A 21864-nucleotide genomic window follows, 5' to 3' on the forward strand; every position below is an offset into this window, starting at 1 on the left:
TCTCGAAGCGGCAACCGCACCCGAAAGCCATGCGGTTTTTTTGTGCCCATTGTTTTCATGGCCGGGCGGCGCGCAGCTATACAACACCCGAAAGGGGAAATCTGCGGGCCGTCTTCGAGCGGTGTTCAAGCGCCCGGCCGCCTCTCTGAACAGGAGGCGAAAATTGGACAATCTCGAAGGATGCCATCATGGCTAAGCAACACCGGACAGCGCCGAAGCCGCGCTTTTTGACAATTGGCTATCAGTATTACGAAAGCCAGCACAAAGACATAGAGCGTCGCACCCAGCCGCGACAAGTTCCGTTTTTACGCTTGAGCGGAGATTGGTTGCAAGCGGCAGGGTTTAGGGTGGGCCAGAAAGCACGAGTTCAAGTTACTAAACGTGGCATCACGATCGTTGCCGAAGAGTAATGCGGACGATGCTGTGAGTGGACAAACATCCGCTCACGGCATTCTGATTTTTACGGGCCTAACATCTGAGTTAAGCCGCGCCGCGAAGCGGCGTCGGTTTGAATGAATTGTTAGACGGCACCCGACCTCCCGAAGGTGTCGAAGGGGTCAATGTAAGAGATGCCCGAAATCAGATCGGAATGCCCGGACATAAAGTAGTTGCTGTTCATGTCAAGCGCGCCTCGCCAATAGTGAACGCTGTCCTTGAGCTCCACGATGCCATAGACGGTAAAATCGTTGTTGTGCAGCGTTCCGTACTGGATGTTGCCCCCAACCGATTCTATTGACTCATCATCGATAATGTCGCGAAGTACAGAGAGATAGTCAATATTCCGAACTAGGGTGGCGTTCCGATCCACGTGTGCTGATCCAGATCCTAGGAACTCGTGCTTTGACTCAACGAGCACTTCATTAAGCGAGTGCACGTTATTCCTGTTGGTTGAAAACTTGAACGCTCTCAGCAGGTCGGTAGACGGACATTGACCACACACAATGAAGTCTGCGACTCCTTTAGGGCCTGCTGCAGTTTTGCAGATCTCTTTGGAGATTAGTTTGTACGCTTTGAAGATGAACTCGCATATCCCTTTCAGACTCACGTCCGTGTAGCCTGGCGCGTACTGAAGATCCTGCAGGACTGCGGCAACGGACTCTTTGATCATCAGCGAATTAACCGCGCTTCCAGCAAAGCACATCCCGAGCCGTCCTTGGTAAGCCACATCCCGAGCTCCTGACTGATCTGGATGTGCCGGCTGAAGGATTCGGTAGGGAAGGGCTAGTACCTTGATGCCAACGTCAGCGTAAGAATTGCTAGCGATCGTCAGCCGCGAGTCCGCAGCTAGGTGAATTGCATTTTCCTGCTTCCATGCGATGCAAAGAGTCATTTAGGGCTCCGAATGCCGTCTAACGCCCGAGTTAAGCCGAACCGCGTAGTGGAGGCAATGGCATGGCAAGCTTTTCCTGCCATGCCATTGCCGTAACGAAGCGGTTTCGGCTTGAACGAATTGTTAGGTGCCAACTCACGGCATCCGCCCACCGTTCTCATCGAAGCTGACCAGTAAGTTATGCACCCGAATAATCTCCTCAACAATGGGTTGAACAAAGAACTCCTGATCTAGAATCCGGAGGTGTCCAGTGTTGATGAAGTACGCACGAAAGTAGTGAGTATGCACCTCTTGCTTGTGTAGCGGGCCGAACCATTCAGGGATGATGTAGCCGAAAATCCCGTCTTTTAGGTGGTTGTCTAAGCGCTCGTCGAAGTGTTCTGCTGCATCTCGAAGATCACGGTTGCGTAGAACAGAGTCTTCATTGACCTCAAACGCAGCCCTAAGCCTGGTGCCACGATCATTAAAACGCTTTCTGGACGGCCAAAAGTAACGAGAAATGGCTGCCGCGCGAAACACAATGTTTTGTACATGATCTAGCGCGATCGAGCAATCGAAGTCTGACGCGATACCGGCCTTGCGCTCGCTAGACAAGCGACTTACCAACTCTGCTATGACGTCGATGGAAACACATGCCTGCCTTGTATGAAAGAGCATGCTCTGTATGTAGAAGGCTTCGTGCTGTGGCCAAATCGGCAAGGAATCTTCCATTGGCACCTAACGCCTGAATTAAGCCGAGTTGCGAAGCAACTTCGGCTTGAATGAATTGTTAGGCAGTGAGTGGCCGCAAAGGTTGGATGGTGCAACATGCTCTCCAGCACTGCCGCCTGGACAGAGTGTGCCACAGCTTGCGGGACGGAGCTTGCCCAGCGATGCAGCGGCGCGTGATGCCATCGAAGTCAAACGCAATGAGTGCAGCGCGGTGATGACGGACAAGGACGAAGCACCGAACTTACCGCAACCCACAAGGGTGATGACTGCTGCCCGGAGCCGACCGCATGCATGCCAGCCAACTCACCGAAGTTGCACCCATCACTGCATTTGCTCCACCACGGCCTAACGCCAGAATTAAGCCGCGCCGCACCGCGGTGTCGGCTTGAATGAATTGTTAGGCATCACGGCAAGGCTACTCTGTCGGAATGGCGTACTGGGCTTGCCTGACACAAGACTCCGCTTCGCTCCTGCTCTTGAACTGATCCACGGTGAGTACGCCCCAGCCGTGGCCCGTCATTCCTACCCAGATGATTGGGACTTCATCGGCGCGGGTGTCCAGATTTAGCACGCCACTTTTCCCGCCAGGGTTGTGCTCGATGTAGACGCTATGAGGGCCAGGTTCTACAACGACATGTGCGAAGTTGTTTGGCTTCAAGGTTCCGATCGGCTTATTGTCAACGATTGCAGTTGTGCGGTTGCCTGCTCCGACAAACGCGGCTTTCTCTCGACATACGTACAGGCTAACTCTCCCGGGAACAGGCTGCAGTTCACGCAACGTAGCTTCGGCGCTCTTGTCTCCGTATGTCACCGTCGCGCATCCGGACATGGTGGTGACGACTAGCCCAGCTGCTACAGCATGTTGGATCTTCATCTGAATTCCCCCTGAGGCTTGACGAGGCCTAACGCCTGAATTAAGCCGAGTTGCGAAGCAACTTCGGCTTGAATGAGTTGTTAGGCAGTGAGTGGCCGCGAAGGTTGGATGGTGCAACCATGCTCCCCAGCACTGCCGCCTGGACCGAGTGTGCCACAGCTTGCGGGATGGAGCTTGCCCAGCGATGCAGAGGCGCGTGCTGCCACCGAAGCCAACTGCAACGAGCGCAGCGCGGGAACAACGTGCCAAGGCGAAGCACCGAACTTACCCCAATCAGTAACGGTGATGACTGCTGTCCGGAGCCAACCGCATGCACGCCCGCGAACTCACCGAAGCGGCAACCACCAACGCATTTGCTCCACCACGGCCTAACGCCTGAATTAAGCCGACCCGCGAAGCGGGTTCGGCTTGAATGAATTGTTAGACCGCGTGCCGATCATTGGAAGTGCAGCCGACTAAGAACTGCAAGTCGCTGCGCTAACTGTTGCTCAGACTCGGCCGTGATCCACACATGGGCAACGCTACCTTGGCGATCGAGCCTAACCAGCGTCTCTCGTGAGAACTCCGACGGATCACTGCTCGGGTTACGCCCGTACCATTTGACCTTGTGACCACCAACGTTGCCTCTACCGATCATCTTGGCCGACTCTGGATGAAAGCTTGGAGCGAAGCCTAGGTAAACGCCAAATGCATCCTTCTTTGTCGCAGAGTCCACCGCATAGCAGACGCCGAAGTCCGGGCCTTGCTGATAAGTCCACGTCATTGTTGAGTCGGTGGGCAGTGTCGGGCACTGGTCCTCAGGCTGGGACGAGCCCGTTGAGGCTTGTAGAAGAATGACTAGAGCCGCGATTAGCTTCATAAGCGGTCTAACGCCTGAATTAAGCCGACCCGCGAAGCGGGTTCGGCTTGAATGAATTGTTAGCCACTAGAGGCTATGCCGAAACCGCCATCTCTAGCAAAGTTCTGGCGTAGTTGACTCCCCCGTCCGGGGCTGGCTGGGACTTCAACTCTAGTAGCGCATACCAGCAGGAGACCTTGGCTCCAACACGAAAAAGCTTGCGGTCGTGCTTTTCGTGAGCATAGATGCTCTCGAGCACGACGGTGCCATCGTCTTGTTGGAGGTTGAAAGAGTTGACGCTATCGCCCCATCGGGAGTCCTGTCCCGCGAACACCAAATCCCGGATCGTGCCGGTCACATGGACGGTTTTGATATGTCCTGATTTGATGCTTTCCCACCACTCATTTGAGCCGAACAAGCCGTTAACAGGCTTGAGTCCCAGAAATGGCTTGTCGTTGTTCAGGCTAAGGGCCTGGACGATCTGAACGTGTTCCGGATCGTCCCTGAGCTCGTTGGACAGCTCATAGACAACCGTCAACGTTGGGTCTTTGTGGTTCAGTGCGAGATGCATGTTCTAGTGGCTAATGCATGAATTAAGCCGACCCGCGAAGCGGGTTCGGCTTGAATGAATTGTTAGGCCGCGTGCCAGTCAGCCCGTCGATTACATCACTGACATCCAGTCATGCTCATCAAGTATTGAGACGAACGCATCAATTGAGTCACGTGACAACTCGAATTTTACGCGGTAACCGCCCCGGGGATGTCTCTCAATGAGCGTAACGCCCGCCACCCCAGGAGCAGTCTCAAGAAGCTCAAGAAGCTGGCGACGCTCGTCGTCTGAGTAGGTATTGGAACCGCGTCGCCGCATGAGCCGCTGATACTGATACATGGTCTAGAGACTCTTGTGATACCGCTCTAGCGGCCTAACACCTGAATTAAGCCGACCCGCGAAGCGGGTTCGGCTTGAATGAATTGTTAGGCGGCAGCTCGTAGGCCACAACCTCAACGCCTCCTGCCAACAATTGCTGATGCAACTCCAAGTAGCGATCCGGTTCGACTTGCGTGAGCGGAGCTACTTGGAGTGCGTAGTCTTGCGTTGGGTTTTCACGAATGTCGTGCTCGAGTTGAGGAGGGCCAAGCAAGACGATCTCCAGATCCGAGGTCGCCCCAACGAACGACGGATATTCCTCAAAGCGCCCAGACATTTCAGGCTCCAGCCGCGTGGCCAATGCCGCGCCGATGCGCTCAGCCGTTTCAGCTAGCGAGATGCTTGGCTTGATTATGAAGACGCTGCCAGTTGCCATGATGTATCTCTGCCGCCTAACGCCTGTATTAAGCCGACCCGCGAAGCGGGTTCGGCTTGAATGAATTGTTAGGGCTCACTAGCGGATTTGCGCCAGAAACGCTTTTCAATCTTCCTGACATTTGGTGCCTTTGCTAGTGTGGGCAAGTACTCACCTAACTGGAACAGTTCCTGGTCCGCCAGATCACCAAAGAACGGCTTTACCCTGACGAGGTTTCCGTAGTGTTTGGCTAGTTTGGCGGGAGTGTCATCTACCATCAGCACCTGTTCAAGCCGATAACCCCGGCGCTTTATCTTGCCAAGATTCTTTGCCCACTCATAGTCTTGATGCTCTGGATCAAAGCGCATCGTGCAGCGCTCGCGGGACCATATGAACTTGAGGTCGATGTCGGGTGGGAAGATGGCTGCGACAACCGGCGCCGCGTAAAGACGAGTAGAAGAAGTCCAAACCGCTAGGTCAAAGTGCGAACTTACCGTAGACAGAAACGAGTCAAGGCCCGGTCGTCTGTACACAGCGTACGGCCCAACCTCGAAGTCGGGATCACGATCCAGGCAACCTTCGGTTGCATGGATGAGCGTCTCGTCGAGATCTAGAACCAAGAGTGTCATGAAATGCGTGTGGGCCCTAACGCCTGAATTAAGCCGACCCGCGAAGCGGGTTCGGCTTGAATGAATTGTTAGGCACCATAACGCGGCGCCTCGGAGCCCCAAGCTACACCATTGACGCTTACGTCAAGGCCGGAAACTTGCCTTAGCTCTCGCCATGGCGTGCTTGAGGTTTCGTACTCGATGATCTTGTAAGTGCGGCCGCAAGTTTGCCAGCTCGGGCAAGGTGCAACGTTTGGACGTTGGTCCCACGGAATAGCGGCCAGCCGCCCTAACTCTGCCCAGGCTTCGTCGAGCGACGCGTACTCACCGATCTGCTCGGCGTGGCTCTCGTCCTCGATTACGAAACACTTTGGCATGGTGCCTAACGCTTAAATTAAGCCGAGTTGCGAAGCAACTTCGGCTTGAATGAGTTGTTAGGCAGTGAGTGACCGCAAAGGTTGGATGGTGCAACCATGCTCCCCAGCACTGCCGCCTGGACCGAGTGTGCAACAGCTTGCGGGATGGCGCTTGCCCAGCGACGCCCCGGTGAGGACTGCTACCGAAGCGAAATGCAACGAGCGCAGCGGGGGGCAATGACGTGCAAGGGCGAAGCACCGAACTTACCGCAACTCACAACAGTGATGACCGGCGCCCGGAGCCAACTGCATGCACGCCTGCGAACCCACCGAAGCGGCAACCACCACGCATTTGCTCCACCATCGCCTAACGCCTGAGTTAAGCCGTGCCACGAAGCGGCATCGGCTTGAATGAATTGTTAGCCCTCATCGCTGGGCCACTCCCAGCCATCGGCCCTGCCAACATAGTCACCATGCAGCCCCATGCCGCTGAGATCAACTGGCATCGGCCGGCCATTTACGGTAAGGCCAACGCCTCGAGAGTCAATCCACCAGGTAAGTGCAGCTAATGTATCGTGGATTGCACCGTGCCGCTCTTTTAACAATATCTTGGAAAGAAGCGCTTGCTGCTGTTGGGTGAGGGACGATAACAGCTTGTTAAAATCCGACTGCTCGCTCTCGACTGGAAATGGTTCGTTTTCCTCGGCGCGCTTGGCTAAAGCGCTATACATCCGAGTCTCACTAACTAGTTGATCGATGATGTCTCGGTAAACGGATATTTGGGCCACGGGATCTGTCATGAGGCCTGACGCCTGAATTAAGCCGACTGGCGAAGCCAGCTCGGCTTGAATGGATTGTTAGCCCGGATCCTGCACGGCTAAGGCAGACTGGAGCATTGGTAGAGGGCTGTCTATCAAATTGACGTCTTGTGAAAAGAAACTATGAGCATCGGGATCTTTCGCCCCTATTGCCCATAAGAACAACTCAGTTCCAGCGAAGGTCGGTGCAACGATAAAGCCAGGGGTCGTCGCACCCTTGAAAGCCTTTTGTAGGTGTTCGGCCGGGCCATAAGAAAAGTTGTCTATGAGGCCGTGCGAATAGAGACCGTTGATTGAATGAGTGAATATGCTATGGAATCTAGTTGCTTCAGCTGGCTGCGTGAGAAGCGCGGAAGTAACTCCTGTGTAGGGACAATACAAGCGTAGCTTTCTGCGCTCTTCTTGCACGCCAATATTCGCCGGATTGTTAGCGAATATCCGCAAGATCGAGTGGTAAATAAAGAAGTGAAGCCGAATCTGGTAAACCGACATCGCTTTGACGCGAGTCAAGTGCGGCAGACCCCGATCATCTAGTCCATCGTTTGTCTTTGAGCTTGCCAGAAGGCCGCCATAATATTCTGCAACTAGCTCATCTTCGACGAATCTTCCCTCGTCGACCACGTGTTTCAAGACGCGCGGATTGACGCTACCTGCTTCATCTGCTCTCTCACCAAGCTTCTTGTACGCTTTGGAGAAAATTCCGTCGAGATTGATATCGCATTTCTCAACTAAGCCGGCCGTCTTTGCGCCAAGATAGTCTGCGCTCGGTCCTAGCAGCTTATTTAGAATGTCCTTCGATCCTAGAATCGCGAGCCCTGCGCCTGCGATGGTTAATGGTTCGGGCACCGTGATCTCTCCTGACGGCTAACGCCTGAATTAAGCCGACCCGCGAAGCGGGTTCGGCTTGAATAAATTGTTAGGCCTTATCCCAAAAGGGGGCGCCATGATCAAAAAATAAATATTCGAATTGATTGTTATTGATCTCCGTTCTCAAGGGCCAATAGCGCGTGCTTTAATTGACTTGTCGCAACATTGCGAGCCCGCTTGGAAAGCTCGGCACGGGAGTCTGAATCATCAACCCAAATGCTCAGATCGATGTCAAATCCCTTCCCGTCGATCTCTTCATGGAGGCTAACAATGACGTTCATTTTCCCGTTGATTGGCTGCTTGCCGATAGTGACTTCCATTGATCATCTCCTGTAAGGCCTAACGCCTGAATTAAGCCGACCGGCGAAGCCGGTTCGGCTTGAATGAATTGTTAGCCGCGCTCTCCGCCCTCGATGAGGCCAAGGATGTGTTTTGCTCCATATGCGACTAGAAATCCAGTGTTGTAAGGAACAGTCATAGCAGTTGGCTCGCCTTTAGCGTCTAGAACTTGCTCGTGCTCAATGCGGAACTTTGAAACCACGCCTGCTACACGAACCTCGGTGGGACTTTGGTGAGAGTAGAAAAATAGTGGGCCACCAGAGAAGCCCTCGTTGTTGATTGCATCTATGTGTAGGACCTGTGGATCATGTAGTTGGTAGGCAGAAACGGTGCCCTTCTTGGCATAAGCGCAAGGCATGCCTCCCAGAAGATCCCCAACATTGCTCCACAACTTGTAGGGAAAGCCGAGGAAGTACACGTCTTGTCCTAGCACTAGCCCTGCGATTGTAGGAGTTACGGCCAGCTCGGCCCGGCTAAGTCGATGCTCAAGCTTGAGCACAGAGATGTCTACCTCGCCCTTTCCGTGTCCTATCACTCTAGCTGGCAGTGAGTGCCAGCGTTCGCTGTGAAAGAGCTGAATCTGTATATCTGCTTTGGACCGATCAAGCAGGTGCCGGGCGGTCACCAAGAACTCTTCCCCGCCTACTTCAAGCGTAAAAGCTGTGCCGTATTGCTCAGCCTTTATGAAGAAGGTGCGGAACAGGATGTTGGAAGGCACCATGAGCGGCTAACTACTATTGGACCGCCGAAACGCGGTGTTGTGGCGAGTATCTTCGATCGCGAGTGCTTTGTGAACGGGGTAACCCTTATCCCCAGTCAAGGGATCGCACGATAGTAAGCGGGCACGACCATGCGGATGCTTGTCGCGTTATCCAGCAAGGACGCAGGAGTATGAAATACACCTATAAAAACGACGGCGTAACAGCGTGTCCACCGGTCCGGCTGCTCGATCAGGTGCGCGACCGCCTGCGCGTAAAGCACTACAGCCTGCGCACCGAGCAGGCGTATCTGAGCTGGATACGGCGCTTCATCCTGGCCAGCGGCAAGCGTCATCCGGCGCAGATGGGGCAGGCGGAGGTCGAGGCGTTCCTGACGCGGCTGGCCACCGATGGGCAGGTGTCTGCGGGCACGCAGAACCAGGCGTTGGCGGCGCTGTTATTTCTCTATCGCGAGGTTTTGCGCATCGAGCTGCCGTGGATGGAGAACCTGGTGCGCGCCAAGCGGCCCAGGCGCATTCCGGTGGTGCTCGCGCGCGAGGAAGTTGCACGGCTGCTGGCAGCGCTGGAAGGTCCGTGTTGGTTGATGGCCAGCCTGTTATATGGCAGCGGGATGCGGTTGATAGAATGCCTGCGGCTGCGCGTCAAGGATGTGGATGCCGCGCGCGGCGAGATCGTGGTGCGCGATGGCAAAGGCGGCAAGGACCGCCGGGTGCCGTTACCGCTCAGCCTGCGAGAGGCGCTGCAACGGCAACACGAACGGGCGCTGGTGGTGCATGCCGCCGATCTGGCGGCCGGTACCGGACGGGTCTTCCTGCCGCATGCCCTGGCACGCAAGTATCCCAATGCCGACGCCGAGCCGGGGTGGCAATACCTGTTTCCGTCTGCGCGCCAGTCGCGCAATCCGCGCAGTGGCCGGGTCGGTCGCCATCACGTGTCCGAGGAAGTCCTGCAGCGTGCGGTGCAAGTGGCGCGACGGCGTGCCGGCATCGCCAAGCCTGCCACCTGCCACACGTTGCGGCATTCGTTCGCCACGCATCTGCTGGAGGCTGACCACGACATCCGCACGGTGCAGGAGCTGTTGGGTCACAAGGACGTGGCCACCACGCAGATCTATACGCATGTCCTGGGCCGCGGTGCGTCTGCGGTACGCAGTCCGCTGGATGGGCTCGGCTGCGTGGTCGGCGACGAGTGAGGCTGCCATGCCGGTGATAGGCGCTTGCCGCGTTGGCTCGCAAGCGCCGCTCCGCTGCCGGTGCGTTTCACGCATGCGGCGACGGGTGCCGCCGCCGGTGCAACGCTGCAACAGCTCAGCCGTCCAGTAATGCCTTATCCCGCACCGCACCCTTATCCGCACTGGTCGCCAGCAGCGCATACGCCTTCAACGCTGTGGTGACCTTGCGTGGGCGCACTTCCACCGGCTTCCAGCCCTTGGCATCCTGCTCTGCGCGACGAAGAGCAAGTTCCTCGTCCGAGATCAGCAGATTGATCGAGCGGTTGGGGATATCGATCAGGATCTTGTCGCCGTCGCGCACCAGGCCGATCGCACCGCCTGCGGCGGCTTCCGGCGAGGCGTGGCCGATCGACAGGCCCGAGGTGCCGCCGGAAAAACGGCCGTCGGTGAGCAGGGCGCATTGCTTGCCCAGGCCCTTGGATTTGAGATAGCTGGTGGGGTAGAGCATTTCCTGCATGCCGGGGCCACCCTTGGGGCCTTCGTAGCGGATCACCACGATGTCGCCGGCTTTCACTTCGTCGGCCAGAATGCCCTTGACCGCCGAATCCTGGCTCTCAAAGACGCGCACATTGCCTTCGAACACGTGGATGGATTCGTCCACGCCTGCGGTCTTCACCACGCAGCCGTCGCGGGCGATATTGCCGTACAGCACGGCCAGGCCGCCCTCCTGCGAGAACGCATGCGCGACATCGCGGATGCAGCCTTCGCTGCGATCGGTGTCCAGGCTGTCCCAGCGCGTGGCCTGGCTGAAGGCAATCTGCGTGGGGATGCCGGCCGGGCCGGCCTTGTAGAACGTGTGCACGGCCTCTGCGTCGGTCTGGGTGACATCCCATTGCGCGATGGCGTCGGCCAGCGTGCGTGCGTGCACCGTGGCCGCGTTGGTGTGCAGCAGGCCGCCGCGTGCGAGTTCGCCGAGGATGGCCATGATGCCGCCTGCGCGATGCACGTCTTCGATGTGGTACTTGGGCGTGTTCGGGGCGACCTTGCACAGCTGCGGCACGCGCTTGGACAGACGGTCGATATCGCGCATGCCGAACGGCACGTCGCCTTCCTGCGCGGCGGCGAGCAGATGCAGGATGGTGTTAGTCGAGCCGCCCATGGCGATATCCAGCGTCATCGCATTCTCGAACGCTTCGAAGGTGGCGATACCGCGCGGCAGGGCGGTAGGGTCTTCGCCGCCATACCAGCGGTGGCACAGCTCCACCGCCACGCGTCCGGCGCGCAGGAACAGCTGCTCGCGGTCGGCGTGCGTGGCCACCACGGTGCCGTTGCCCGGCAGCGACAGGCCCAGCGCTTCGGTGAGGCAGTTCATCGAGTTGGCGGTGAACATGCCCGAGCACGAGCCGCAGGTGGGGCAGGCGCTGCGTTCGAACTCGGCCACCTTTTCGTCGGAGGCGCTGTCGTCGGCGGCGATCACCATCGCGTCGATCAGATCGAGCTTGTGTTCGGCCAGCTTGGTCTTGCCGGCTTCCATCGGCCCGCCGGAGACGAACACGGTGGGGATGTTGAGCCGCAGCGCGGCCATCAACATGCCGGGGGTGATCTTGTCGCAGTTGGAAATGCATACCAGCGCGTCGGCGCAATGCGCGTTGACCATGTATTCGACCGAGTCGGCGATGATCTCGCGGCTGGGCAGCGAATACAGCATGCCGTCGTGACCCATGGCGATGCCGTCGTCCACGGCGATGGTGTCGAACTCCTTGGCCACGCCGCCGACGCGTTCGATCTCGCGCGCGACCAGCTGGCCGAGATCCTTCAGATGCACGTGCCCGGGCACGAACTGCGTGAACGAGTTGGCGATGGCGATGATGGGCTTGTGGAAGTCCCCATCCTTCATGCCGGTGGCGCGCCATAGTGCGCGGGCACCGGCCATGTTGCGGCCGTGGGTGGAGGTCTTGGAGCGGTACTCGGGCATGGCGAATTCGACGGCTGATTGGCGAGCGGTGGCTGGCAATTAGAGCGCGTCGTGACTGTTGCTGCTGCAACGGTCGCGGCGCGCTCCGGTGATCCGGTGATCCGGCACGGTAGCACGCGGGCCAGGGCACGCCGTGGCGGTGGGGGAGGGCGCGGGCCGCGCGCATCGCACAGGCGGCGCCGGAGCGTTCGCCGGCACGGCGCGCGAACACGCGCCTCCCGCACGCGGCGCCCGCTGGTCGGCGTGGCATGTAATGCGATGTAAACGTATGCGGGGTTGCAGGCAGTGCCCGGAGTGCAAACCGGAGCGCAGATTGCGCCGTTGCCACACCGGCACCATCGCCGTCAGACCGGTGCGGCAGAGGGGAGCACCACCGCCAAGGATCTCCACCAACGGCACCGCAGGAGGCGCCCATGTCCGACCATCCACACCCACGCCGCACGGCGGCGGCAGCCCCGCATCCCATCGACCAGAGGCCGGCAGCAGCAGCCGGGATCACCCGCCGTCGCGTGCTGCAGGGCGCAGCCGGCGCGGTGGCACTGGCCGGCCTCGGGTGGGGCGGCCGCGCGGCTGCGCAGAGCGCCACCCTGCCGTTCGCGGGCCTGAACCTGTCGGGCCTGGCCTCCAACAGCTATGTGGAGAATGCCGAGATCGGCACCCACTATCGCGCCATTACCGCACAGCACGTGGCCGCCGCCGGGGCTTGCCCGCTGTTCCGGCTGCCGACCACCGCCGCGCGCTTCACGCGGGGGCAGGGGCTGGCCTTGAACGAGACCTACTGCAGCCAAGTCCAGGATGCGCTGGACCACATCGCCGCCCGCGGCAAGCGCGCCATCGTGGAGCTGCACGACTACATGCGCCTGCCGCAGCGGGTGGCCGTCAAGTCGGGCTATCGGCGCGACGCCAGCGGCACGCTTGTGGATGCGCGCGGCAACCGTATCGACGACCCGGCGGCCGCCGCGGTCTGGGCCGACACCTATCCGCTGCGCAATTTCGGCTACCAGGGCTATTTCGATCGCCGCGACGGGCTGCTCAAGCTGTACGAATACCGCGTGATCGGCACGCCGGGGTGCACGCTCTACAACGCGTCCGGCCTGCCCGACCTGTGGGCACGCATCGTCAACCGGTTCCGGCAGCACCCGGCGGTGTTCGGCTGGGGCGTGATGAACGAGCCCTATCAGGGCGACGAGCGCGCCGCCGACGGCAGCGTGCTGTCGATGGCAACGCACTGGCAGAACACTGCCACTGCGTGCTGCAAGGCCATCATCGATCGCGACCGCGACCACTTCGTGTTCGTGTGCGGCAACGGCTATGCCAGTGCCCGGCTCTGGCAGAAGGATTCGATGGGCCTGTTCGACATCCTCGATCCCTACAACCGCATCGTCTACGAAGCGCACAACTATCTGGACAACAACGGGGCTGGCGGCGGCAACTGGGTCGGACCGGGAGGGCGCAACGAAGTGATCCAGCCCGATACCGGCATCACGATGGTGACGCCCTTCATCGACGCCCTGCGGGATGCCGGCAAGCGCGGTTATCTCGGCGAGCACGGCTACCCTGCCGGCAACCGCAGCGCGGAGGTCGCCACCATGCGGATGTTGGCCCATCTGCAGGCGAACAATATCCCCAGCACGCAATGGTGTTTCGGCCCCGGTTGGCCGGATGACGACGTGCTCGGCATGAGCCGCGACGTGGGCGCGGACATCCAGGCCAAGAGCAATCTCGCTGCCGTACAGGCCTTTTTCGACGTGCGCCTGTCCAGCTACATCCCGCCGCGCTAGCCACGCTGCCGCTGGCGGCAGGTGGCGGCGGTTTACACTGGCGGCATGCGCAAGAACATCCCGTGCCGCGCCGGCTGCGCGGCCTGCTGCATCGCGCCGTCGATCAGTTCGGCCATCCCCGGCATGCCGCAAGGCAAGCCGGCGGGCGTGCCCTGCGTGCAGCTCGACGGCCAGGGCCGTTGTCGCCTGTTCGGGTTGCCGACGCGGCCGGCGGTGTGCGCCAGCCTGCGTCCGTCCGAGGACATGTGCGGCGCATCGCGCGCGCAGGCGCTGGCCACGTTGACGGCACTGGAACACGCCACGCGGCCGTGAGCCGCGGCACGCCTCAGCTGCCGGTGCCCTGCGCCTTGCGGGAGAAGACCCGCTTGATGCCGGTACCCACGGCAAACACGCCCAACAGCACCAGCTTCCAGCCCTTGGCCAGCAACAGGCCCAGCTTGGCGAACAGCCCGGCCTTGGCCGCCAGGCCACCGCCGATCAGGCCGGCCAGCCCATAGCTGGCGATCTTGTCGGTGGACGGGTTGTGGTCGGCATAGCGCGCGCCCTGGTCGAATTCGGTCATCGGCAGCAATTGCTGCATGCCCTGGCGGACCTGTTCGAGCTGGTCCATGCCGGCGACGGCATTGAGGCTGAGGTAGCCGCTGCGGCCCAGCACGCGGATATCGTAGTTGAGCGTGTGCTGCTGGGCGCCATCGAAGCGCAGTTCCTTGGCCCAGTAGAGCTTCTTGCTGCCGGCGTCGTACCGCGGCGGCACCGCCCAGCCGAGCAAGTCGACGGTGCCGTAGCCCTGCTCGCGGCGCGCGGCGTTGTCTTCGGCGGTGCCCTTCTGCATGTCGGCCAGCAGCTCGCTGTAATCGATCTTGGCGGCATCCTCGTCGGACACATAACCGTCGTCGGCATAGGTCACCACCACTGCCCAGCCACCCGGCGCATCCAGCGCGGGTGTGCGCGGCACGATCATGCCCAGCACGCTGTCGTCGGGCGGGTTGCCCCACAGCTGCTCGAGCACGCGGCGCGTGTCGGCCTTGTCCAGGTAGCGGAACGCCGGGTCCAGATCGAAGTGCGCCTTGGCTTGCGGCACGTCGATGTGGCCGTCGCGGTACTGCAGGGCAGACAGCACCTGCGCTTCGTCGACGGCGTCGGCTGGAATGGCCAGCAGCGACGGGCTTGCGATCAGCAGGCAGGCGGCCAGCAGGCTGCCCAGGGCAAAACGCGTATGCATCGGGTCGAATCCATTCGAGGGCAGCGTCCCCACGCCGCAGGGCGCCGATCTTGCCATGCCTGCGTAGGGCGGACAACGGCTCAGCCGGTGCCGACGGTGCCCAGGTACTGGTCCTTGAGCCGCACATAATGCTGTGCGGAGTAATGCAGGCTTTCGATTTCCTTGTCGCTGAGCGTGCGGGCCAGCCGTGCGGGATTGCCCAGCCACAACTCGCCTTCGCCGACGATCTTGCCCGGGCCGACGACCGCCCCGGCGCCGACAAAGCCGTAGCGCTTGACGGTGGCGCCGTCGAGCACGCAGGCACCCATGCCGATCAGGCACAGGTCTTCGATGGTGCAGGCATGCAGGATGGTGCCGTGGCCGACCGTGACGTCGGCGCCGATCACGGTCGGGTAGCCGGCCTTGTTGAACGGGCTGTGGTGACTGACGTGGATGATGGTGCCGTCCTGCACGTTGGTGCGTGCGCCGATCTGTACATGATTGACGTCGCCGCGAATCACCGTGCCCGGCCACACCGACACGTCATCGCCCAGGCTCACCTTGCCGATGATGGTGCAGGCAGGATCGACATAGACGCGTGCGCCCAGTTGCGGGGTGTGTTCCAGGAACGAGCGAATTGGGGTCACGATGATCTCCGGCATGTCGGCGTGTCGCCCGGTGCGGCACGGCCTGCATGATAGCGGGCGAGCGTCGGCATGCGGAAAGCGCTGGTGCGGCAGTGGATCGATCTGGCTGCGGACGTGCCTGATGCAGCGGCGCAGCGTGTTGGAACAGCTGGCGCCAGGGCGTGTGAGGCTGCGCCTGCACATTCGCTGCCGCTTCGAACGGATCGAGGTGCGCGTCGCGGTGTGCAGTCATGCGCATGTCGCGTCGTTCAACCTCGCTGCCAGCAACGTTGCATCCATGCCTGCACCACGAGTGCGGCACTGCGCTTTGCAAGCCTGACCAGACGAACGTGAGGGTCGCCAGGTCTGATCGCACTCAAGTCACGCGCTGCAGCGCCGCATGCGAGGTCGATCGTTTCCGTGCAGGCAAGGCGCACACCGCAGATGCCGCTGCGCAGACAGCTCAACGAATGCGTGGAGGGATAAGCGAAGCGCGCTGCCGGCTTGTTCGATAAGCGCACACCCGTGCAGGTCGCTGTCTTGAACGCGCTCTGCGATCGGACTAGCGTGCCGGTGACATTGCAACACCCGACTGTCGTTGCCGCGTTGCAGTGCCGCTGCGCTGTCGAAGGCCGTCGCAGCGTCCAGCGTGCTTGCGTCTTCGTCGTGGCGGCGCTGCGTGAGCGCATGGCCATGCGTGAGGTTGCCAATGCAGCTGCCCTCCCTAACCAGGATCACCCGATGACCCAGAGCGCCGCGACACCTGCACCCTTCGTACTGCAACGCATGACGCCGTTTCAGTGGAGGGCGGTGGCGGTGTGCGTGTTGCTGACCATGCTCGATGGCTTCGATGTGATGGCGATGGCCTTCACCGCCCCGCATGTGTCGGCGCAGTGGCAGTTGTCGGGCAAGCTGCTCGGGGCCTTGTTCAGTGCCGGCCTGGTCGGCATGGCGGTGGGGTCGTTGCTGCTGGCGCCGCTGGCCGACCGCATCGGGCGGCGCGCGACGATCCTGGTATGCCTGGCGATCTTGACCATGGGCATGGGCGCGTCGGCGCTGGCCACCGGGGTGTGGCAACTCGGCGCGTTGCGTGCATTTACCGGGATCGGCATCGGCGGCATGCTGGCCTGCGTTGCGGTCATCGCTGCCGAATATTCCACCGCCCAGTGGCGCAGCACGGCACTGGCGCTGCAGGCCACCGGTTATCCGATCGGCGCGACGCTGGGCGGCGCGATCGCAGCACTGCTGTTGCAGCACTGGTCCTGGCACGCGGTGTTCGTGCTCGGCGCGCTCGGGTCGCTGCTGTGTGTGCCCTTGGTGCTGGCGTTCTTGCCCGAGTCGTTGGAATTTCTGATCGCGCGTCGCCCACCCAACGCAGGCGCACGCTTCAATGCGGTGCTTGCGCGCATGGGCATGCCGCCGCAAGCGGTACTGCCGTCACCACCGCCGCATGGCTCCGATCGGGCGCGGGGCTATGCGGCCCTGTTCGTGCCGGCATTGCGGCGGCAGTCGCTGTTGATCGCGCTGGCGTTCTTTCTGCTGATGTTTGCGTTCTATTTCGTGCTCAGCTGGACTCCGAAGCTGCTGGTCGTGGCCGGCTTGTCGGCAGAGCAGGGCGTCACCGGTGGCGTGTTGTTGAATCTGGGCGGGATCGCCGGCGGTGCGATCTTCAGCGCGCTGGCCGCGCGTGCGCGGCTGTCGTGGCTGACCGCCGGTGTGCTGGGGCTGTCGGCGCTGGCGCTGCTGGCCTTTGGCTGGTACAGCACGGTGCTGGGTTGGGCGTTCGTCATTGCGGTGCTGAGCGGCGCGGTGCTGTTTGCCGCCATCGCCGGGCTGTATGCGGTGGCGCCGGTGGTCTTCACGGCGGCGGTGCGTTCCACCGGCATGGGCTGGGCGATCGGGGTGGGCCGCTTCGGTGCGATCGCCTCGCCGCTGTGCGTGGGCGTGCTGGTGGATGCGGGCTGGTCGCCGGCGGCCCTGTACCTGGCCTGCAGCGTGCCGCTGCTGCTCGCGGCCATCGCCGTGCTGGGCATGCGCCTGCCGGCGCGCTGAACTGCTCAGCCAGCGGTCGCCGCGCGGCGCGAGCGAGTTCTACCGGACCAAAGAAATCCTGCGCACTGCCGATAACCCGACAGACCCTCCATCGTCGTGGCGGGCTCTTCCGCGGACCATTTGCAGATCAGCGCCGGCATGCTCAGAACCATCGATTCAGACCAACTCCGCCCCGGCATGTATGTCTACAAGCTGCTGGGCGCGTGGGTGCACCACCCGTTCTGGAAGACCTCGTTCCTGGTCGATTCGGACGACGTGGAGAAGATCCATGGCAGCCGGATCGAGCAACTGGTGATCGATACCGCGCGTGGCCTGGACCTGGACACGGCGGCGCCGGACGCGCCCGATCCGCAGCCTGAGCCGGAGCAACCGCCGCCGCCGGCACCGGACCCCCCCGAGCCGGCCACCACCACGCGCACCGCACGGACCAATAGCGTCACCGCGCAGGTCGGCATCGAGTCCGAAGTGGTGCGCGCACGCAAGATCTTCGAAGACGGCCGCGATACGGTCGAGGCGATGTTCCGCGATGTGCGGCTTGGCCGCACCGTCGACACCGAGGCGGCGATGCCGCTGGTGGAAGCCATCAACGATTCGGTCCTGCGGCATCCGCAGGCCTTGATCAGCGTGGCAAGGCTCAAGACCGCCGACGACTACACCTATTTGCATTCGATGGCGGTGGCCGGCCTGATGAGCGGGCTGGCGCGCCAGCTCGGTCTGCCCGAAGGGCAGGTCGTCGAGGCGGCCATGGGCGGCCTGCTGCACGACATGGGCAAGGCGGTGACGCCGCTGGACATCCTCAACAAGCCCGGCAAGCTCACCGACGAAGAGATGGCGATCATGCGCCAGCACCCGCTGGACGGTCATCGCCTGCTGCTGGCTGGCGGGGTGCAGAACGCGGTGGTGCTGGAGATCGCGTTGCACCACCACGAGAAAATGGACGGCAGCGGCTACCCGAACCGCTTGGCGGGCGAGAACATCGCGCTGATGTCGCGGATGGGCGCGGTGTGCGATGTGTACGACGCCATCAGCTCGGACCGCCCCTACAAGCGCGGCTGGGATCCGGCCGAATCGCTCAAGCGCATGGCGTCGTGGCAGGGGCACTTCGACCCGGTGGTGTTCCAGGCCTTCGTGCGCCGGCTGGGGATTTATCCGGTCGGCTCGTTGGTGCGGCTGGAGTCGCAGAAACTGGCGGTGGTGATCGAGCAGACCCCCGATGCACTGCTCAAGCCCAAGGTGCGCGTGTTCTATTCGGCCAAGCTGCGCAGCCATGTGCTGGTGCAGGACATCGACCTGTCGCGCCCGGACTGCCAGGACCGCATCGCGCAGATGGAAAGCCCCTCGGACTGGGGCTTCCGCGATCTCGAGAAGCTCTGGCTGCCGTAACCCGTAACCCGTAACCCGCTGGCCACAGGCCGCACATGTGCACCCGGCCTAGCCGGTGCGGAGATGCGCTGGGCGAGTGGTCTGGGTCCGCAGCCGTCGTCCGGCGACGGCCGCAGCCTTGCCGTCGTGATTGCCACCACCGCTGCCAGGCCCGGCATGCCGCGCACACCTGTGCCCGGCGTGCCTGTCACAGGCGGTTGCCACCATGCCCGCCAGGCCTATCGGCCCGCCTGGTCAGCCTGGCGAGCGCGACCATGCTGCGCTGCAGCTTGGCAATGTAGTTATGATCCATAACTATTCCGGAACGCAATCACTTGCCGACCCCGGATCCCATGTCGCAGCCGTGCCTGGATGACCGTCGCTTCCCACACCTGCGTGCCGCCGCATGCGGCCGCCACGTGCTGGCGCTGGACTGGCACCAGCCTGTGGCGACCTGCCTGCACGCCGGTGCCACGCGGTTGGCGGCCACGCCCACATCGGCATGCCTGCGCGCGTCTACAATGCAGCTCACGCCGCGGATCGGCGTTGCGGGCGGTGAGCGCTGCGCGCACCGGTCCGCCTGTCGTCTTCGCTGCGAGAACCGTCATGTCCGTCACTGCCACTGCCGTACCGCTGCCGGATGCCGTCACAACGGTGGATCAGGCACGCCTGCTGCGGCTGCTGGGCTACCGCATCACCCGCACCGAGTTGCTGGTGCGGCGGATGTTTCAGGACTGCGTGGCTGCGTTCGACCTCAAGCCGGTCGACTTCTCGTTGCTGATGCTGGTGGACGGCAACCCGGGCATCAACCAGCGCCAGATCGGCGACGTGCTGCACGTGTCGGCGCCCAACCTGGCGATCGTGGTGGCACGCCTGGTCAAGCGCCGCCTGCTGCGGCAGGTGCGGGGACGCCAGGACCGACGCATGCAGCATCTGTCGCTGACCAGCGCCGGCGTGACCCTGCTGAGCGCTGCCGAGGCCGAAGTGCTGCGCATGGAACAGCAGCTCAGCGTGGTGCTGGGCAGCAGCGAGGCGCCGTTGCTGCGCGCACTCGACCGGCTGGACCGTCTGGACACCGCGTAATCCGCCGTTGCCGTGCAGGCGCACGGCCAGCTTTCCCTTTGACCTGCGCACGCGCCGTTGCCGGCGTGTCGGTCCTGTCTGGGTTGTCTTCCCGCGCGTCGGCACTGCGCCGCGCAGCGCTTGGCATGCTGTCGCTATTTGCTGCCGGCACGGCCGGCGCACAGAACCTGCCGCAGAGTACGACGCTGACCAACGGCATCAATACCGGCGGCACCAGCTATCTGGACGGTTTCACCCGCACCACGCCCGGCTGGGCGGTGATCACCTATCTGCGCCAGAGCTCACTGGACGCGATCAAGGATTCCCGCGGCGACGACGTACTGGTGTTCGACCGCCCACGCATCGATTCCACCCTGCTGCTGACCCAGGTCGCCTATGTCACCCCGTACAAGCTCTTCGGCGGCGCAGTGGGCATCAACACGCTGCTGCCGCTGATCAATCTGGATGCCTCGTTCGGGCGCAACAGCATTGCCAGCTTGCGCGACAACGGCGCCGGCGTGGGTGACCTGACCTTCGGCCCGTATCTGCAGATGCTGCCGGTGATCCGCAATGGCAGGCCGGTATTTTCGCAGCGCTTCGAAATCGATGCGATCGCGCCGATCGGCAAGTTCGACCGCGATCGCGACCTCAATCAGGGCGCCGGCTACTGGTCGCTGGTGCCGCAATATGCGTTCACCGTGTTCCCGACCCCCAACTGGGAAGTCAGCGCACGCATCAACTACATCAACAACTTCCGCAGCGAGCGGCGCCCGAACCTGCCGCCGGGCTTCGAGTTCCGCAACGGCCAGGCCGGCGACGCGGGCTGGATCAACTTCGCCACCTCCTGGGAAGTGGTACCCGACATCCGGCTTGGCGTGAATGCCTATTACCTCACCCAGTTCCGCGACAACCGCACCAATGGGCAGCGCGTGGCCGACACCCGCCAGAGCGTGTTCTATGCGGGTCCCGGTGGCGTATGGCGGATGGATGCCAACAACATGCTGTTCGCCAATGTGTATCTGCCGGTGGAGGTCAAGAACGCCGCCTCCGGCAACAACGTCAACCTGCAGTACGTCCATGTGTTCTAGCGCCGGTACATCCGGCCTCTTCGGAGAGTGGCAATGAATTTGCAGAACAAGACGATCGTGGTCACCGGCGTGGCATCGGGCATCGGTGCCGAAGTCGCGCGTCTGGCCCGTTTCCATGGCGCCACGGTGATCGGCGTCGATCGCACGCCGGTGCAGATGTCGCTGCACGGGTTCCACCAAGCTGATCTTGGCGATCCGGCATCCATCGATGCGCTGGTGCAGGCCTTGCCGGCGCGTATCGATGCGCTGGCCAATGTGGCTGGCGTCCCCGGTACCGCGCCGTTGGAGGTGGTGGCGCGCGTCAACTATCTGGGCCTGCGCCATTTGAGCCAGGCGCTGCTGCCGCGCATGACGCCCGGTGGTTCCATCATCAATGTGGCTTCCATCCTGGGCGCCGAGTGGCCGCAGCGCCTGGAACTGCACAAGCAACTGGCCGCCACCGACAGCTTTGCGTCTGGTCATGCATGGCTGCAGGCGCATCCGGTGGCGCACGACACCTGCTACCAGTACTTCAAGGAAGCGCTGATCGTGTGGACGCTGCTGCAGTCGCGGCCCTGGTTCGCCGAGCACGGCGTGCGCGTCAACAACGTCTCGCCGGGGCCGGTGTTTACGCCGATTCTTGGCGATTTCGTCACCATGCTCGGCGAGGAGCGCGTCAAGGAAGATGCCAAGCGCATGACGCGGCCGGCGTATGCCGACGAGGTGGCGGAGGCCATCGTGTTTCTCGCCTCCGATGCGGCGCGCTGGATCAACGGCATCACCCTGCCGGTCGATGGCGGGCTGGCGTCCACCACTCTGTAACA

General features: G+C 61.8%; 22 protein-coding genes. 9 read left to right on the forward strand and 13 right to left on the reverse strand.

All coding sequences use genetic code 11. The annotated features are described in order from the left end of the window. Positions 1 to 188: 188 nt before the first annotated feature. Positions 189 to 410: a SymE family type I addiction module toxin gene (locus tag AC1PLA_RS01910; RefSeq protein WP_003471083.1), complete on the forward strand. Its 222-nt coding sequence runs from the start codon at positions 189 to 191 to the stop codon at positions 408 to 410. Between the two features lie 110 nt (positions 411 to 520). Here the strand turns inward: AC1PLA_RS01910 and AC1PLA_RS01915 are convergent, their stop codons facing one another. The 10 genes from AC1PLA_RS01915 to AC1PLA_RS01960 form a co-directional block, all read right to left on the reverse strand. Beyond that, positions 521 to 1330: a hypothetical protein gene (locus AC1PLA_RS01915; protein ID WP_212583612.1), complete on the reverse strand. Its 810-nt coding sequence runs from the start codon at positions 1328 to 1330 to the stop codon at positions 521 to 523. Between the two features lie 135 nt (positions 1331 to 1465). Next, positions 1466 to 2041 carry a hypothetical protein gene (locus AC1PLA_RS01920; protein ID WP_481105464.1) on the reverse strand — a complete coding sequence of 192 codons (576 nt, stop codon included), beginning with the start codon at positions 2039 to 2041 and terminating at the stop codon, positions 1466 to 1468. 415 nt (positions 2042 to 2456) lie between these two features. Beyond that, positions 2457 to 2915, reverse strand: a complete 459-nt coding sequence (locus AC1PLA_RS01925; protein WP_146098511.1) for a DUF2846 domain-containing protein — start codon at positions 2913 to 2915, stop codon at positions 2457 to 2459. A 932-nt stretch (positions 2916 to 3847) separates the two neighbouring features. Then, entirely contained in the window at positions 3848 to 4324 is a 477-nt protein-coding gene (locus AC1PLA_RS01930) for a hypothetical protein (protein ID WP_039517390.1), read from the reverse strand. A gap of 364 nt (positions 4325 to 4688) precedes the next feature. Continuing rightward, on the reverse strand, positions 4689 to 5057 hold the full coding sequence (locus AC1PLA_RS01935) for a hypothetical protein (RefSeq protein WP_481105465.1): 369 nt from the start codon (positions 5055 to 5057) through the stop codon (positions 4689 to 4691). A gap of 68 nt (positions 5058 to 5125) precedes the next feature. Then, on the reverse strand, positions 5126 to 5665 hold the full coding sequence (locus AC1PLA_RS01940; protein WP_184620724.1) for an NIF family HAD-type phosphatase: 540 nt from the start codon (positions 5663 to 5665) through the stop codon (positions 5126 to 5128). Positions 5666 to 6419: 754 nt separating this feature from the next. Continuing rightward, positions 6420 to 6800, reverse strand: a complete 381-nt coding sequence (locus tag AC1PLA_RS01945) for a DUF6547 family protein (protein ID WP_481105466.1) — start codon at positions 6798 to 6800, stop codon at positions 6420 to 6422. A 57-nt stretch (positions 6801 to 6857) separates the two neighbouring features. Continuing rightward, a complete protein-coding gene (locus AC1PLA_RS01950; protein WP_481105467.1) occupies positions 6858 to 7664 on the reverse strand; it encodes a hypothetical protein in 807 nt (268 codons plus the stop codon). A 128-nt stretch (positions 7665 to 7792) separates the two neighbouring features. Next, positions 7793 to 8005 (reverse strand): hypothetical protein, encoded by a 213-nt coding sequence (locus tag AC1PLA_RS01955; RefSeq protein WP_481105468.1) that lies wholly within the window; start codon positions 8003 to 8005, stop codon positions 7793 to 7795. Between the two features lie 71 nt (positions 8006 to 8076). Continuing rightward, entirely contained in the window at positions 8077 to 8745 is a 669-nt protein-coding gene (locus AC1PLA_RS01960) for a S1 family peptidase (RefSeq protein ID WP_481105469.1), read from the reverse strand. A 170-nt stretch (positions 8746 to 8915) separates the two neighbouring features. On the opposite strand from AC1PLA_RS01960, the gene AC1PLA_RS01965 reads away from it, so the two are divergent. Beyond that, positions 8916 to 9935 (forward strand): integron integrase, encoded by a 1020-nt coding sequence (locus tag AC1PLA_RS01965; protein ID WP_481105470.1) that lies wholly within the window; start codon positions 8916 to 8918, stop codon positions 9933 to 9935. 115 nt (positions 9936 to 10050) lie between these two features. Here AC1PLA_RS01965 and ilvD read toward each other — a convergent pair whose 3' ends face one another. Next, entirely contained in the window at positions 10051 to 11889 is a 1839-nt protein-coding gene (ilvD, locus tag AC1PLA_RS01970; RefSeq protein ID WP_167707617.1) for a dihydroxy-acid dehydratase, read from the reverse strand. Positions 11890 to 12302: 413 nt separating this feature from the next. On the opposite strand from ilvD, the gene AC1PLA_RS01975 reads away from it, so the two are divergent. Both AC1PLA_RS01975 and AC1PLA_RS01980 read left to right on the forward strand, forming a co-directional pair. Further along, the gene (locus tag AC1PLA_RS01975) at positions 12303 to 13670 is read left to right on the forward strand and encodes a glycoside hydrolase family 5 protein (protein WP_481105471.1); all 1368 of its coding nucleotides are present in this window, start codon (positions 12303 to 12305) and stop codon (positions 13668 to 13670) included. A 45-nt stretch (positions 13671 to 13715) separates the two neighbouring features. Then, positions 13716 to 13982, forward strand: a complete 267-nt coding sequence (locus AC1PLA_RS01980; RefSeq protein WP_080959949.1) for a YkgJ family cysteine cluster protein — start codon at positions 13716 to 13718, stop codon at positions 13980 to 13982. A 13-nt stretch (positions 13983 to 13995) separates the two neighbouring features. Here the strand turns inward: AC1PLA_RS01980 and AC1PLA_RS01985 are convergent, their stop codons facing one another. Together AC1PLA_RS01985 and AC1PLA_RS01990 are read right to left on the reverse strand one after the other, a co-directional pair. Continuing rightward, positions 13996 to 14892, reverse strand: a complete 897-nt coding sequence (locus tag AC1PLA_RS01985; protein ID WP_047126267.1) for a DUF2167 domain-containing protein — start codon at positions 14890 to 14892, stop codon at positions 13996 to 13998. An 80-nt stretch (positions 14893 to 14972) separates the two neighbouring features. Beyond that, positions 14973 to 15518, reverse strand: a complete 546-nt coding sequence (locus tag AC1PLA_RS01990) for a gamma carbonic anhydrase family protein (protein ID WP_024938808.1) — start codon at positions 15516 to 15518, stop codon at positions 14973 to 14975. A 720-nt stretch (positions 15519 to 16238) separates the two neighbouring features. Between AC1PLA_RS01990 and AC1PLA_RS01995 the strand changes: the two genes are divergently transcribed. From AC1PLA_RS01995 to AC1PLA_RS02015, 5 genes are all read left to right on the forward strand, one after another. Further along, positions 16239 to 17549 carry an MFS transporter gene (locus AC1PLA_RS01995; RefSeq protein ID WP_481105472.1) on the forward strand — a complete coding sequence of 437 codons (1311 nt, stop codon included), beginning with the start codon at positions 16239 to 16241 and terminating at the stop codon, positions 17547 to 17549. A gap of 138 nt (positions 17550 to 17687) precedes the next feature. Further along, entirely contained in the window at positions 17688 to 18932 is a 1245-nt protein-coding gene (locus AC1PLA_RS02000) for an HD-GYP domain-containing protein (protein WP_481105473.1), read from the forward strand. A 585-nt stretch (positions 18933 to 19517) separates the two neighbouring features. Further along, entirely contained in the window at positions 19518 to 19994 is a 477-nt protein-coding gene (locus tag AC1PLA_RS02005; protein WP_024938805.1) for a MarR family winged helix-turn-helix transcriptional regulator, read from the forward strand. 125 nt (positions 19995 to 20119) lie between these two features. Further along, on the forward strand, positions 20120 to 21061 hold the full coding sequence (locus tag AC1PLA_RS02010; RefSeq protein WP_481105474.1) for a SphA family protein: 942 nt from the start codon (positions 20120 to 20122) through the stop codon (positions 21059 to 21061). Positions 21062 to 21094: 33 nt separating this feature from the next. Continuing rightward, entirely contained in the window at positions 21095 to 21862 is a 768-nt protein-coding gene (locus AC1PLA_RS02015; protein ID WP_154831282.1) for a coniferyl-alcohol dehydrogenase, read from the forward strand. Positions 21863 to 21864: the final 2 nt, after the last annotated feature.

This window comes from Xanthomonas sp. NCPPB 1826 (assembly GCF_056725285.1).

What these genes read in the sequence shown, in the direction of transcription:
- AC1PLA_RS01910 (WP_003471083.1), top strand. Translation starts at nt 189, where the DNA reads ATGGCTAAGCAACACCGGACAGCGCCGAAGCCGCGCTTTTTGACAATT.
- AC1PLA_RS01915 (WP_212583612.1), bottom strand. Translation starts at nt 1,330, where the DNA reads ATGACTCTTTGCATCGCATGGAAGCAGGAAAATGCAATTCACCTAGCT.
- AC1PLA_RS01920 (WP_481105464.1), bottom strand. Translation starts at nt 2,041, where the DNA reads ATGGAAGATTCCTTGCCGATTTGGCCACAGCACGAAGCCTTCTACATA.
- AC1PLA_RS01925 (WP_146098511.1), bottom strand. Translation starts at nt 2,915, where the DNA reads ATGAAGATCCAACATGCTGTAGCAGCTGGGCTAGTCGTCACCACCATG.
- AC1PLA_RS01930 (WP_039517390.1), bottom strand. Translation starts at nt 4,324, where the DNA reads ATGCATCTCGCACTGAACCACAAAGACCCAACGTTGACGGTTGTCTAT.
- AC1PLA_RS01935 (WP_481105465.1), bottom strand. Translation starts at nt 5,057, where the DNA reads ATGGCAACTGGCAGCGTCTTCATAATCAAGCCAAGCATCTCGCTAGCT.
- AC1PLA_RS01940 (WP_184620724.1), bottom strand. Translation starts at nt 5,665, where the DNA reads ATGACACTCTTGGTTCTAGATCTCGACGAGACGCTCATCCATGCAACC.
- AC1PLA_RS01945 (WP_481105466.1), bottom strand. Translation starts at nt 6,800, where the DNA reads ATGACAGATCCCGTGGCCCAAATATCCGTTTACCGAGACATCATCGAT.
- AC1PLA_RS01955 (WP_481105468.1), bottom strand. Translation starts at nt 8,005, where the DNA reads ATGGAAGTCACTATCGGCAAGCAGCCAATCAACGGGAAAATGAACGTC.
- AC1PLA_RS01960 (WP_481105469.1), bottom strand. Translation starts at nt 8,745, where the DNA reads ATGGTGCCTTCCAACATCCTGTTCCGCACCTTCTTCATAAAGGCTGAG.
- AC1PLA_RS01965 (WP_481105470.1), top strand. Translation starts at nt 8,916, where the DNA reads ATGAAATACACCTATAAAAACGACGGCGTAACAGCGTGTCCACCGGTC.
- ilvD (WP_167707617.1), bottom strand. Translation starts at nt 11,889, where the DNA reads ATGCCCGAGTACCGCTCCAAGACCTCCACCCACGGCCGCAACATGGCC.
- AC1PLA_RS01975 (WP_481105471.1), top strand. Translation starts at nt 12,303, where the DNA reads ATGTCCGACCATCCACACCCACGCCGCACGGCGGCGGCAGCCCCGCAT.
- AC1PLA_RS01980 (WP_080959949.1), top strand. Translation starts at nt 13,716, where the DNA reads ATGCGCAAGAACATCCCGTGCCGCGCCGGCTGCGCGGCCTGCTGCATC.
- AC1PLA_RS01985 (WP_047126267.1), bottom strand. Translation starts at nt 14,892, where the DNA reads ATGCATACGCGTTTTGCCCTGGGCAGCCTGCTGGCCGCCTGCCTGCTG.
- AC1PLA_RS01995 (WP_481105472.1), top strand. Translation starts at nt 16,239, where the DNA reads ATGACCCAGAGCGCCGCGACACCTGCACCCTTCGTACTGCAACGCATG.
- AC1PLA_RS02000 (WP_481105473.1), top strand. Translation starts at nt 17,688, where the DNA reads ATGCTCAGAACCATCGATTCAGACCAACTCCGCCCCGGCATGTATGTC.
- AC1PLA_RS02005 (WP_024938805.1), top strand. Translation starts at nt 19,518, where the DNA reads ATGTCCGTCACTGCCACTGCCGTACCGCTGCCGGATGCCGTCACAACG.
- AC1PLA_RS02010 (WP_481105474.1), top strand. Translation starts at nt 20,120, where the DNA reads ATGCTGTCGCTATTTGCTGCCGGCACGGCCGGCGCACAGAACCTGCCG.
- AC1PLA_RS02015 (WP_154831282.1), top strand. Translation starts at nt 21,095, where the DNA reads ATGAATTTGCAGAACAAGACGATCGTGGTCACCGGCGTGGCATCGGGC.